The following is a 12,503-nucleotide window of genomic DNA, read 5'->3' as shown; positions in this document are numbered from 1 at the left end:
GCACGCGGGCGCCTGCCTCTCATCGCAAATGCAGCAGCTTGACTTCGCCGTCAGCTTGAAGCGGGCGCTTCACGCTCAGATATCGAGGTCATGCGCGAATTCGGCGCGGTCCTGGATGAAGCGGAAGCGGGCTTCCGGCTTGTTGCCCATCAGCTGTTCGACGGTGTCGCTGGTGCCGGCCTCGTCGCCCGCCACCACCTGCACCTTCAGCAGGGTGCGCTTGGAGGGATCCATGGTGGTTTCCTTCAGCTGACCCGGCAGCATTTCGCCAAGGCCCTTGAAGCGGCCGATCTCGACCTTGCTCTTGCCCTTGAAGACGGTGGCCATCAGCTCGTCCTTATGCTCGTCCGTGCGGGCATAGATGGTCTTGCCGCCCTGCGTCAGGCGGTAGAGCGGCGGCACGGCGAGATAGAGGTGGCCGTTGTGGATCAGCTCCGGCATCTCGCGGTAGAAGAAGGTGATCAGCAGCGAGGCGATATGCGCGCCGTCCACGTCGGCGTCGGTCATGATGATGACCTTCTCGTAGCGCAGGTCCGCATCCTTGTAGTGGGTGCGGGTGCCGCAGCCGAGCGCCTGGATCAGATCCGCCAGTTGCTGGTTGGCCACCAGCTTGTCGCGCCCGGCATTGGCAACGTTCAGGATCTTGCCGCGCAGGGGCAGCACGGCCTGATTGTTGCGGTTGCGCGCCTGTTTGGCGGAACCACCGGCCGAGTCACCCTCGACGATGAACAGCTCCGTGCCTTCCGACTGGTTGGCCGAACAATCCGCCAGCTTGCCCGGCAGGCGCAGCTTGCGCACGGCGGTCTTGCGGGCCACGTCCTTTTCCTGGCGGCGGCGCAGGCGTTCTTCTGCCCGGTCGATCACCCATTCCAGCAGCTTGTTGGCCTGGGTGGGGGAGGCGGTCAGCCAGTGGTCGAAGGCATCGCGCAGGGCATTTTCGGTGATGCGCGTTGCCTCGTTGGTGGCCAGCTTGTCCTTGGTCTGGCCGACAAACTCCGGCTCGCGGATGAAGACCGACAGCATGCCGGCGGCCGAGGTCATGATGTCTTCCGAGGTGAGGATCGCGGCCTTCTTGTTGCCGACGAGATCCGCATAGGCCTTGAGGCCGCGCAGCAGTGCATAGCGCAGGCCCGCCTCATGCGTGCCGCCTTCCGGCGTCGTCACCGTGTTGCAGTAGGAGGAGAGGAAACCGTCGCCCGCAAACCAGGTGACGGCCCATTCCACCGCGCCGTGCTTGCCGGGCTGGCCCAGCTTGCCGGCGAAGATATCGTCGATGACCTTGCGCTCCTTGCCCAGCTTTTCGGAAAGGAAATCCTTCAGGCCGCCGGGGAAGTGGAACACGGCTTCGGCCGGTGTCTTGTCCTTCTCGTCCAGAAGCGCCGGGTCGCAGTGCCAGCGGATCTCGACGCCGCCGAACAGATAGGCCTTGGAGCGAGCCATGCGCAAAAGGCGCGCCGGCTCGAACTTTGCTTCCTTGCCGAAGATCTGCCAGTCGGGCTTGAAACGCACCAGCGTGCCGCGCCGGTTCTGCACATCGCCGACGAGTTCCAGCGGCCCCACGGGCTTGCCGCGCTGGAAGACCTGACGGTAGAGCTTGCGGGCCCGCGCCACCTCGACCACCATTTCCTCCGACAGGGCGTTCACCACCGAGGAGCCCACGCCGTGCAGGCCGCCCGAGGCCTCGTAGACCTTGCTGTCGAACTTGCCGCCCGCATGCAGCGTCGTCATGATGATTTCGAGCGCGGACTTGTCCTTGAACTTGGGATGCGGATCGACCGGAATGCCGCGGCCATTGTCCGTGATGGTGATATAGCCATCGGCGCCAACGGCAACGTCGATCCAGGTGGCGTGTCCGGCCACCGCCTCATCCATCGAGTTGTCGATGATCTCGGCAAAGAGGTGATGCAGCGCCTTTTCATCGGTGCCGCCGATATACATGCCCGGACGGCGGCGGACCGGCTCAAGGCCTTCCAGCACCTCGATGTCGGCTGCCGTATAGTCCTCACCGGCTGCGGAACTGCGCTGCGGTGCGGGGCTTGCCGCTTCAGCCGGTGCTGTTGCGGCCGCTAGGACGGCGGGCGCGGGCGCAAGGGCTGCTTTGCTGGCCGCCTTGGGGGCTGCCTTTGCGGGCGCACTCCCTGCCGCTGCTGCTGATCCTGCGAAGAGATCCTCGTCTGCGCTCATGCCGTTTCCATGTTCCATAGTCTGTGGGGCAGGCCCTTGCGTGTGACGCAAATGGCCGTGCCGTATGTCCGGTTCCCGTTGCCGGAGCCCGATTCGCTGCTGCCCGATTCGGCGCGATTGTCTCAGCCGCCAGCCTGCGGCGAAAGGGGAAAGCCCCGGAACCGCGCGGATTTCCAACGAAACGGCGCTTTTGAACGGTCTGGACAACCGAATGTCAACCGCTTTCATCCAGTGTGAGTGCAAGGGCCGTCCGGCCCCGCGCCAGTCCCTGCCATGAAGCAGCAAGAGGAGCTGTGCAGCCGTGAATGGTTGCCCGGCTTGCTTTTTGGAAGGTGTTCTGGCGGCAGGACGCGGCAGAAACCTTGAGCTTTGCGGCGCTCAGGGTGGCGGGATTGAATAAAAAACAGACGCGAGTCTGTGGCGCCGCCGCAACAGTCAGACGCGATGTGATGCGCTATGACTTGTGGCGCCGGAATTGCCGCCGTTCAGCCACGATTGGGCTTCAACCCTTTGTGGCATGGAAGGGCAGAATGATCTTCAGCAAATTGCCGCCGCCCCCTTGGGGGAATGAGTGGCAGGCATGAAGAGCGAGGCAGTCAAGCGGGCATACGCATCAGTGTGTATGCCATTGGATCAGGGGTTTGGTGTGCGCGTTATCTTTGCGTTGAACAGGACAGGGAATGACGGGGTGACATCCCGAGTCTGTCTTTACAGCGGTGAAACGCATTCCTCTTTCCTTGGTTCCATCTCCCGCAGATTTTTTTCGCATGGTGCCGCAGCTGCCAGCTCAAATACCGGCGGCCGGAGCGCTGCTGGCCCAAATGCTGCCGGAATGCCGGGGTATTTTTCTCTCCATCGAATTCACACAGGGCCAGCGCCGCACGGCGCCACGGGCATGGCGGTCAGGCTGGCTGCCAGCCGCGCTGCAGCTTTGGCCGGAAAAGGTGCGCCAGTCCGCACCAAGGTGAGATCCAGAGTCATGCGTATCTTGCGGAATCTCGTCCAGATAGCCGGCCTGCAGCTCATGCTGCTGGTGCCTGCTCATGCCTTTGACGGAACACCGGCCAGCAACGAGCAGATCACGCCGGAGCGCATGACTGCGAGCGAGGCGCTGCGCCTTGGCGCCAGGAAATACTATTCCGGCGACAAGCAGGCAGCGCTTGATTCCCTGCGCTACGCGGCCGAGAACGGCCAGCCGATGGCTGCCTGGAAGCTGGGCCAGATGTATGCGGCCGGTGACGGCGTTGCCGAGGACGACTACAAGGCTTTCGAGTATTACAATCAGGTCGTCAGCCTCTATGGCGACGAAAGCCCCACCTCTCCGCAGGCACCTTTCGTCTCCAGCGCCTTCGTGGCGCTTGGCAAATACTACATGACCGGCATCAAGAATACGCAGGTCAAGGCCAATCCGGCCCGTGCCCGCCAGATCTTCACCCACGCCGCCTCGTATTTCGGCGATGCGGAAGCCCAGTATGAACTGGGTCAGATCTACCGCGAGAACAACGACCTGATGGCCGTGCGCTGGTTCAACCTTGCGGCCCTCAAGGGCCATATCGGGGCGCAGGCGCTGCTGGGCGAGACCCTGTTCAACCTGGCCGACTCGCTGGAAAACCGCGAACGCGGGCTGATGTGGATGACCATTGCCCGCGCCCATGCGGCTGAAGAGGGCGTTGGCGATCTGGGCTGGGTCGTCGACATGCAGGAGCGGTATTTCTCGCTGGCAAGTGAGGATATCCGCCGCTCCGCCGCCCGCCGTGCCGATGCCTGGATGGCCAAGCATGAGCCGATGCGCGCGCCTTCTGCCGAAGCGCTCAGCGCATCGACGCTGCGGTAACATCTCTTTGCATCATGTGGAAATTGACGCCTGTGGCCTGCGCCGCAGGCGTTTTGCCATTCCGCGCCGCAGGCGTTTTGCTATTCAGCCACGGGAAGGACATCCGGCGCATCACGCCTTGAAAATGCTCAGACGCCGCACGGGCTTGACCAACTTCCGATGAGCCAAGCTCATTCGAAGTTGGCATAAGCCAGATCCGTGGGCTCGCCGGGTTCAGGCGCCGGGGCTTCAACCGAAGGGCAAGGGGCCTTGCTCACGTCCCAGGAGGTCACGTTCTGTGACATCACGCATTGGGCGATGACGCCGCGCAGGCAAATCACATCGCCCACGTGATAGTCCTGACTGTTGGCCTTGCAGATGCAGTTGACCTTCGGCTTCTCGCCGGCCCCCGCAGGAGCCGGGAGAGTTGCCGTGATCAGGGCGGGGATCAGTGCCGATAGCAGAGCCCCGGGGATCAGGCGCAAGGTCTTCATGGCTTGAGCGTAGCACGGGAGGCGCGGTCTTCAAGCCGCAAGGGCACTGATTACGTTAATCTCACCCGGATGGCGACGGCTCACCAGCCGTTTACACGCGGCCACCAGCCCGTCACGGCACCGCTTTCGATCATGTTGGTAGCCTTCATAGGCCGCCGCCGTCATGCTGGCGTGGCTGGGCAGAATCCGGAGCCGCGAGCCGGCCGGATAGGCCGAAAGATCCACCGGCGAGCCGACGAGGCTCGTCACATATCAGGCGGCGAGGTCGACCCAGACCGGCACATGGTCGGAGGGCTTTTCCCAGCCGCGCACATGGGCGTCGATGCCGCAGCCGCGCATCAGGTCGCTTGCCTGCGGCGACAGCAGGATGTGGTCGATGCGGATGCCGTTGTTCCGCTGCCAGGCGCCTGCCTGATAATCCCAGAAAGTGTAGGTTTCGGCGGCGTCCGTCGAGGCGCGCACGGCTTCGGTGAAGCCGAGATTGACAAGGCTGCGGAAGCGGTTGCGGCTCTCGGGCTGGAACAGGGCGTCGCCCAGCCAGTCCTGCGGATTGCGCGCATCCTTCGGCTCGGGGATGACGTTGTAATCGCCCAGCAGCAGGAAGGGCGTTTCTTCGGCAAGGCGCGTGCGGGCATGGGCGATCAGCCGGTCCATCCAGCGCAGCTTGTAGGGGAATTTTTCCGTGCCCAGCGGGTTGCCGTTGGGAAGGTAGAGGCAGCCGGCGCGCAGCGCCCCGCCGTCCGTCGAAACGGTTGCTTCGATGTAGCGGGCCTGCTCGTCGCTGTCATCGCCCGGCAGGCCGCGCTGGATGTCCTCCAGCGGCTGGCGGGAGAGGATCGCAACACCGTTGAAGCCCTTCTGCCCGTGGGTGGCGACGTGATAGCCCAGTTCCTCGAAAGGCGCGGAAGGGAAGGCCTCGTCCACCGACTTGATTTCCTGGAAGCAGGCAATGTCCGGTTTTGCCTCGGAAAGCCATTGCAGCGCCGTGTCGATGCGGGCCTTGACCCCGTTGATGTTCCAGGTGGCGATCTTCATCCCCGCAGCCCGTCCTTCTGCCGATCTCATGTTTTCCGGCTGACAGTGTTAGCAGGCACATGGGGGGATGGCCAGAGAGGGGGGATTGGCAGCAGGTGGATTGCAAGGAAATGCTGGTGTGAGTGGGCAACTTGCCTTGCTCCAGCTCTTCCATCGTCATCCCGGCCGAAGCGAAGCGGAGAGCCGGGACCGGTGAGCCAAGGCCTTCCGGATATGGTTCGCGGCACAAACAACAACTGCCCCGGCTCACCGGTCCCGGATCGCGCGGCGCGCGTCCGGGATGACGATTGAGAGGTATTGTAAACACTTGGCGCATCCAACGCGGAACTGCGCCGGACTGCGCCTCAGATCGTAAAACTCGTGCCGCAGCCGCAGCCGGCGACGGCGTTGGGATTGCGGATCTGGAAGGACTGGCCCATCAGATCGTCGATGAAGTCGATTTCCGAGCCTTCCATGTACTGGAGCGACACCGAATCGACCAGAACCGTGGCGCCGTCGCGCTCGATGACCAGATCATCCTCCTCGCGGGCGGTGACCACGTCATACTTGTACTGAAGGCCCGAGCAGCCGCCGCCTTCGACGCTGACGCGCAGCATGGAGCCGGGCGTTTCGCCGGAGAGAATCTTTGCAACACGGCGGGCGGCGCGGGCGCTCAGGGTGACCGGAGTGGCGGCTTCCAGGGTGTCTGTGCTCATGAAATCGGCTTCCCTTGGGGTGCGGCGCTGGATTTCTGCAGGAAAATGGCCATATCCAGCCATTCACAGGGTGTCATCACAGTTGCGCCTTGTCTTGACTAATAGGTATGTACGCATTGGGCCTGCGTCAATTGCAGAAGCGCAAGGTCAGGAATGCCGTCCGGTACGGTCTGCTTGCAGGTGGGGTGATTTGAATGACAGTAGCGAGCCTTGGTTATGGGGCGCAGGCACGGGCCGTCTATGCACAGGACCCGGCACAGACGCAGGGGCGTCTTCACCCCGAGCCGGAGAGCCCGACGCGCACGCCCTTCCAGCGCGACCGGGACCGCATCATCCATTCCACCGCCTTCCGCCGCCTGAAGCACAAGACGCAGGTTTTCGTCTATCACGAGGGCGATCACTACCGCACGCGTCTGACCCACACGATCGAGGTGTCGCAGATCGCCCGTGCGCTCGCCCGCGCTCTGCGGCTCGATGAGGATCTTGCCGAGTGCCTGGCGCTCGCCCATGACCTCGGCCACACGCCCTTCGGACATGAGGGCGAGGATGTGATGCACGAGTGCATGGCCCCTTACGGCGGCTTTGATCACAATGCCCAGTCCCTGCGCGTGGTCACCTCGCTCGAACACCGCTACGCCGAATGGGACGGGCTGAACCTCAGCTGGGAAACGCTGGAAGGCCTTGTGAAGCACAACGGCCCGCTGGTGGATGCCTCCGGCGCGCCGCTTGGCAAGTTCAAGGACAGCGTGCTGCCCTTTGCCATCCGCAGCTATGCGGACAAGCAGGATCTGCGCCTCGACAGCTGGCCGAGCGCAGAGGCGCAGGCCGCCGCCATTGCCGATGACATTGCCTATGACGCCCATGATTTGGATGACGGGCTGCGGGCGCGGCTGTTCAACATTCAGGACATCGCCGAAGTGCCGTTCCTGGCGGATATCCTGCAGGAAGTCGACAGCCGCTATCCGGGGCTGGACGAGCCGCGGCGTATCCATGAGATCGTCCGCCGCCAGATCACCCGCATGGTGGAAGACGTGATCCGCGAGGGCATCCGCCGCCTGCGCGAGCTGCAGCCGAAAAGCGCCGAGGACATCCGCAGGGCAGGGCATGCGGTGGTGGACTTCTCCGCCGAAATGAGCAAGGCCGAGAAGGAAGTGAAGCGCTTCCTCTTTGCCCGCATGTACCGGCACCCGGATGTGCTGTCGGTGCGCAAGCTGGTGGCGCGGATCACGCGCGAGCTCTTTGCCCATTACATGGCCACACCGGCCGACATGCCGCGCGAATGGGCGGCCGGGGCTGCCGGCCTTGCACCGGAAGCGCGGGCGCGGCGCGTGTGCGACTTCATCGCCGGCATGACCGACCGCTATGCCATCGAGGAACACCGGCGCCTGTTTGACGATACACCGGATTTGGGCTAGGCCCGCCGCCAGACATGCCCCAGGATGAAACCGGGGCGCTCAAGCCATCCCTTTTCAAGACAAGCCAGATTGGCCATACGATGAACATCTTTGCTGAATTCACCACCCGGGTGCAGGCTGCCGTCAAGGCGCTCGATCTTCCCAGCCCCTTGAGCGATCAGGATCTTGCCCGCATCACCGTGGAAAGCCCGCGCGATCCGGCCCATGGCGACCTTGCCACCAACGCGGCCATGGTTCTCTCCAAGCCGCTCGGCATGAAGCCGCGCGATCTGGCCGACCAGATCTCCGCAGCCCTTGCCAGGGATGCCGAAGTTGCAGAGGTCAGCGTTGCCGGTCCCGGATTCATCAACCTGCGCGTCAAGCCTGTGGTGTGGCAGCGGATCCTGAAGGCTGTCGTCAGCGGCGGCCTTGACTTCGGCCGCTCCGCACTGGGCGGCGGCGCCAAGGTCAATGTGGAGTATGTTTCGGCCAATCCGACGGGCCCGATGCATGTGGGCCATACGCGCGGCGCGGTCTTCGGCGATGCGCTGGCCAACCTGCTGGCCTATGCCGGCTATGAGGTGACCCGCGAATACTACATCAACGATGCAGGCTCGCAGATCGACACGCTCGCCCGCAGCGCCTTCCTGCGCTACCGCGAGGCTCTGGGTGAGGAGATCGGCGAAATCCCGGCAGGCCTCTATCCGGGCGACTATCTGAAGCCGGTGGGCGAGGAACTGGCCAAGGCTCATGGCAAGGCGCTGCTCGACATGGGCGAGGATGCGGCTCTGCCCATCGTCAAGGAAGCTGCGATTTCGGGCATGATGGAGCTGATCCGCGGCGATCTGAAGCTCCTCAACGTGCATCACGATGTGTTTTTCTCCGAGCGCACCCTGCATGAGCGCAACGACGGCGGAGAATCGCCTATCGACCGGATGCTGGACGTGCTGCGCGGCCGTGATCTCGTCTATGAGGGAACCCTGCCGCCGCCGAAGGGCCAGCTGCCGGAAGACTGGGAGGACCGCGAGCAGACCCTGTTCCGCGCCACCGGCTTTGGCGATGACATCGACCGGCCGCTGAAGAAGTCCGACGGCTCCTACACCTACTTTGCCGCCGACGTTGCCTATTTCCTGTCGAAATACGAGCGCGGCTTCAAGGAGATGGTCTATGTGCTGGGCGCCGACCACGGCGGCTATGTGAAGCGTCTGGAAGCGGTCGGCAAGGCCATCTCCGGCGGTTCGTCCGAAGTGATCGTGCGCCTGTGCCAGCTGGTGAAGCTGTTCCGGGCGGGCGAGCCCGTGCGCATGTCCAAGCGTGCCGGTGATTTCGTCACCCTGCGCGATGTGGTGGAAGAAGTGGGCCGGGATCCGGTCCGTTTCATGATGCTGTTCCGCAAGAATGACGCACCGCTTGACTTCGATTTCCAGAAGGTGACGGAGCAGTCGAAAGACAATCCCGTCTTCTACGTGCAGTATGGCCATGCCCGCTGCTGCTCGGTGCTGCGCCAGGCGGCTGAGGAACTGAAGGGGCGGGATCTGTCGGACGCTGCACTGGCTGCGGTGAGCTACGAAGGCCTGAGTGATTCTGGCGAACTGGAGCTGATCGGCAAGCTTGCGATGTGGCCGAAGATGGTTGATGCCGCAGCCGAAGCGCATGAGCCGCACAGAATCGCGTTTTTCCTGCACGATTTGGCAAGTTCCTTGCATGCGCACTGGAACCGTGGCAAGGAAATGCCGCAATTACGTTTTATTAACCCTGAAAATACAGAGTTGACTCTCGCGCGTCTTGCTCTTGTGAGGGCAGTATCTTTGGTTCTTGCTTCTGGGCTTGCAATTCTTGGAGTCGACGCCCCCCAGGAAATGCGCTGAGGCAGGAGAGTGTGTCCGGCCGGGTGATCCCGGATAGCCAGTTGGCCTGGCCGGATGCCATCGGTGGAACGCAACACGAATATGTCTCAACGCTCTGACTTTCCCAGATCCGATTCTTTCCGTGAGGCAGATGCTGCCGCACGGCATACGGACGATCAGCTGGGCGCTGAGGATCCGCTGGTTCAGCTGGCGCGCATCGTCAACCGCAACCGTCCCGCATCTTCAGAATCTGGCAGTGATTACTTCGCAGCACTGGATCAGGATGATCTGCTGCGGGAGCCGGTGGGGCAGCCCCCGGTTTCCCTGCCTGCCGGCTACGGTGTTGACGAGAGCCACGGCGCTTACGGCCAGCCGGAGAGCTATGCTGGCCAAGAGGCTTATTCCGGCGCCGGATCCTATGCGGATGAGCCGTACGAAGCCTATCCGGACCAGCCGGACTATGGCGCTCCGGCCGTGGCCCTGCCTGAGGACTTCCATCTGGAAGACCCCTATGGCACTCCCCGCAGCGAGGAGAGCGGCTACCCTGAGGTCGTGTCGCAGCCTTTCGTGACACCGGATCTGCGCGGCGGCGGTGATCCCTTGCGCTATGAAGAGGCAGAGCCGGCGCAGTATGCCCCGTCAGTGGAGAGCTATGGCTTGCGCGGCTCGTCCGGCCTTCAGTTGGACGAAGATGCCTTCGCCTCTTCTCTGGCTGCCGGTGAGGGGGACTATTACGCTGGCGAGAGCGCTGAGGACGAGGCTGTTGCTGGCCTGCGCCCGGGCCTGAACCTGTCTCTCGATCCGGAAGAGCTCGCGGGCTATCCGGAGGATGATGCCGCCATGACCGGCGGCGAGGTTTACACAAGTCAGTCTTATGGCGCATCGGCCTATGCTGACGAGGGCTACGCAGACGATGGCGCTTACCCGGCAGAAGAAGCCTATACGGAAGAGGCTTATCCGGCTGAGGACTACGCTGGCAATCTGACGGCGGCTGGCAGCCGGTATGACGCCGGGGATCAGGGCGCGTTGCGCGGGTCTCTGGATCGGGGAAGCGGTTTTGATTTTGCTGCCAGCCTGGAGCAGGGGCTGGAGGATGAACTGCAGGGCGCCTTCGAGGCAGGGCTTCAGGAACAGACCCGGGTACAGCCGGCCTCTTCCTTCGCTGGATATGGCGAGGAGGAGCGTGCTCCTTCCGCTCATGGCCCGGAGACGGGATCCATGGCGGCAAGTCTTTCGGCCGCTCTTGCCGGGTCGCTGGTGTCTGCGCTGAGCGAAGAGGTTTCTCCGGCCGGGGCAAAATCTGCGGAACGGACCTTCAAGCCGCGCGCAACACCCCAGATGCCTCAGGCCAAGGCCGAGCCTTCGAACAAGGCCGCCAGTGCGCCGTCCTACGGAGGCTATGACCCCGAGGCCCTGGCTGCGGCGCCCCAGCCGAGCAAGGCGGCGACCGCTGCCGTTCCCTTTGTGCCGGATGCCACGCAGCCCTGGCCATCGCTGGCGTCCGATGCAGCCGTGCGCAGCGCAAAGGAGGCTTCGGCCAGCTTTGCCGAGCTTGATGATCTGGTCGGGTCCCTGTTCAAGGATGAAAGACTGCAGCGGGGCAATGAGCCGGAGCGCAAGTCCTCCGGCCTTGATCCTGCCGATATCGATGACATGGCCTGGCCGGACGCCTTGCGCAATCTTCCGCGGGATGCCGGTCCTGTCGAGGATGACCTGTCTGAGGGCGAGATTGCCGATATCTTTGCCCAGAGCCGTCCGCAGGCTCAGCAGTTGCCGCTGCTGTATGATGAGGACGAGGCACCGCCCCCTCCCGGTGGCTATGACCTTGATGCGGTGGCCCGTGCCATGCAGGAGAGTGATCCGACGCTTGCGGGCGCCGGTATCCTTCCGCCCCATTCCGCCTATGAAGAGCAGGCAGCTCCGCATTCGGGCAACAGCCGCCGGGGCCTGAAGATTGCCGCCGCCGTGCTTGGCGTTGCCGTTGTCGGAGGGGCTGCCTTTGCGCTGCTCGGATCTGGCGGCTCGTCCGTGCCGGATGGCCCGCCGCAGGTGATTGCAGGGCTCGAAGAGCCGCTGAAGACCTATCCCGAACCGGCCGAAAGCGGCGCCAGCCAGCCCGCCAAACTCATCTATGACCGTGTTGGCGGAGAGCCGGCCGATGGTGAGCGCATGGTCGTGCAGGACAGCCCGGAGCCGGCCGAACTTCCCCCCGCACCGGTGGATGGTTCTGCATCGGATCTGACGCCGGGGGCGCCGAAGCGGGTGCGCACGCTCGTGGTGCGGCCCGACGGCACGATTATCAACGGCGCTTCGAGCGCTGATACGGCCGGGGCAGGGACAGTACGGACCGTTTCGCCCACGCCGGTTGCGCAGACCCCGGCACTGGAAACGCCGGGCATGCCCGGCGCAGCCGGTGCACTGGCTCCGGTTGCGGCCCTGACGCCGGCGCCGGGCGCCGAGGAGGCCGCAGGGCCTCTGACGCCGGTAACGCCGGAAGAACAGCGGGCTGCGGATGCGATTTTCAACGGTGCAACACCGCGGGTGAAGCCGGGTCCGGGCGCGCAGGTTGCGGCTGTTCAGCCGCAGCCGGTTCCGGCCCAGCCTTCCACGCCGCAGCCTGTCAACTCCGGCCCGCTTAACCTGACTCAGCCGGCGGCACCCCAGCCGGTTGCGGCTCAGCCTGTGCAGCAGGCGCAGGCCACCGCTCCGGCCGCGTCTTCGATTGCGCCGGGCACCTATGTGGTGCAGGTGACGTCTCAGCGCAGCCAGGAACAGGCGCAGACCGCCTACGCCGCCCTTCAGCGCCGCTATCCCTCGGTGCTGGGCGGGCAGACGCCGGTGATCGAGCCGATCGAGATCGAAGGCCGCGGCACGTTCTACCGCGTGCGCATTCCGGCCGGGTCCAAGGACGCAGCCGACGCGCTCTGCGGCAGCCTGCAGTCCGCCGGCGGCGATTGCTTCGTCCGCCGCAACTGAGACGGACAGCCAGAGACGAAAAACGCCGGTCACGTGACCGGCGTTTTTCTTTTAAAGGCAATATC

General features: G+C 64.0%; 9 protein-coding genes. 5 read left to right on the top strand and 4 right to left on the bottom strand.

Going from position 1 to position 12,503, the window contains the following annotated elements; translation table 11 throughout:
* Positions 1–75 precede the first annotated feature (75 nt).
* Positions 76–2,184 carry a DNA topoisomerase IV subunit B gene (gene parE / locus ACVNHC_RS12030; RefSeq protein ID WP_058900830.1) on the bottom strand — a complete coding sequence of 703 codons (2,109 nt, stop codon included), beginning with the start codon at positions 2,182–2,184 and terminating at the stop codon, positions 76–78.
* A 305-nt stretch (positions 2,185–2,489) separates the two neighbouring features.
* On the opposite strand from parE, the gene ACVNHC_RS12025 reads away from it, so the two are divergent.
* Both ACVNHC_RS12025 and ACVNHC_RS12020 read left to right on the top strand, forming a co-directional pair.
* The gene (locus ACVNHC_RS12025) at positions 2,490–2,768 is read left to right on the top strand and encodes a hypothetical protein (RefSeq protein WP_374630681.1); all 279 of its coding nucleotides are present in this window, start codon (positions 2,490–2,492) and stop codon (positions 2,766–2,768) included.
* A gap of 395 nt (positions 2,769–3,163) precedes the next feature.
* Positions 3,164–4,018, top strand: coding sequence for a tetratricopeptide repeat protein (locus ACVNHC_RS12020; RefSeq protein WP_082206155.1), 855 nt, complete (start codon positions 3,164–3,166; stop codon positions 4,016–4,018).
* A gap of 170 nt (positions 4,019–4,188) precedes the next feature.
* Here the strand turns inward: ACVNHC_RS12020 and ACVNHC_RS12015 are convergent, their stop codons facing one another.
* The 3 genes from ACVNHC_RS12015 to erpA form a co-directional block, all read right to left on the bottom strand.
* Complete coding sequence (locus ACVNHC_RS12015; protein WP_374630679.1) at positions 4,189–4,491, bottom strand: hypothetical protein; 303 nt, start codon at positions 4,489–4,491, stop codon at positions 4,189–4,191.
* Positions 4,492–4,743: 252 nt separating this feature from the next.
* Complete coding sequence (gene xth / locus ACVNHC_RS12010; RefSeq protein ID WP_058899861.1) at positions 4,744–5,526, bottom strand: exodeoxyribonuclease III; 783 nt, start codon at positions 5,524–5,526, stop codon at positions 4,744–4,746.
* 344 nt (positions 5,527–5,870) lie between these two features.
* Positions 5,871–6,221: an iron-sulfur cluster insertion protein ErpA gene (gene erpA, locus ACVNHC_RS12005; RefSeq protein WP_026355957.1), complete on the bottom strand. Its 351-nt coding sequence runs from the start codon at positions 6,219–6,221 to the stop codon at positions 5,871–5,873.
* Positions 6,222–6,415: 194 nt separating this feature from the next.
* On the opposite strand from erpA, the gene ACVNHC_RS12000 reads away from it, so the two are divergent.
* The 3 genes from ACVNHC_RS12000 to ACVNHC_RS11990 all read left to right on the top strand — a co-directional run bounded on the left by ACVNHC_RS12000 (position 6,416) and on the right by ACVNHC_RS11990 (position 12,438).
* Complete coding sequence (locus tag ACVNHC_RS12000; RefSeq protein WP_122520166.1) at positions 6,416–7,636, top strand: deoxyguanosinetriphosphate triphosphohydrolase; 1,221 nt, start codon at positions 6,416–6,418, stop codon at positions 7,634–7,636.
* 80 nt (positions 7,637–7,716) lie between these two features.
* Entirely contained in the window at positions 7,717–9,483 is a 1,767-nt protein-coding gene (gene argS, locus ACVNHC_RS11995) for an arginine--tRNA ligase (protein WP_457167418.1), read from the top strand.
* Between the two features lie 81 nt (positions 9,484–9,564).
* Positions 9,565–12,438 carry an SPOR domain-containing protein gene (locus ACVNHC_RS11990; protein ID WP_457167417.1) on the top strand — a complete coding sequence of 958 codons (2,874 nt, stop codon included), beginning with the start codon at positions 9,565–9,567 and terminating at the stop codon, positions 12,436–12,438.
* Positions 12,439–12,503: the final 65 nt, after the last annotated feature.

It is taken from the genome of Pannonibacter sp. Q-1, assembly GCF_054073275.1.
This window is presented reverse-complemented; position numbering and strand designations above follow the sequence as displayed.

Bases quoted from the DNA above. Each gene is read 5' to 3' on its own strand.
- parE (WP_058900830.1), bottom strand. From the start codon at position 2,184: ATGAGCGCAGACGAGGATCTCTTCGCAGGATCAGCAGCAGCGGCAGGG.
- ACVNHC_RS12025 (WP_374630681.1), top strand. From the start codon at position 2,490: ATGGTTGCCCGGCTTGCTTTTTGGAAGGTGTTCTGGCGGCAGGACGCG.
- ACVNHC_RS12020 (WP_082206155.1), top strand. From the start codon at position 3,164: ATGCGTATCTTGCGGAATCTCGTCCAGATAGCCGGCCTGCAGCTCATG.
- ACVNHC_RS12015 (WP_374630679.1), bottom strand. From the start codon at position 4,491: ATGAAGACCTTGCGCCTGATCCCCGGGGCTCTGCTATCGGCACTGATC.
- xth (WP_058899861.1), bottom strand. From the start codon at position 5,526: ATGAAGATCGCCACCTGGAACATCAACGGGGTCAAGGCCCGCATCGAC.
- erpA (WP_026355957.1), bottom strand. From the start codon at position 6,221: ATGAGCACAGACACCCTGGAAGCCGCCACTCCGGTCACCCTGAGCGCC.
- ACVNHC_RS12000 (WP_122520166.1), top strand. From the start codon at position 6,416: ATGACAGTAGCGAGCCTTGGTTATGGGGCGCAGGCACGGGCCGTCTAT.
- argS (WP_457167418.1), top strand. From the start codon at position 7,717: ATGAACATCTTTGCTGAATTCACCACCCGGGTGCAGGCTGCCGTCAAG.
- ACVNHC_RS11990 (WP_457167417.1), top strand. From the start codon at position 9,565: ATGTCTCAACGCTCTGACTTTCCCAGATCCGATTCTTTCCGTGAGGCA.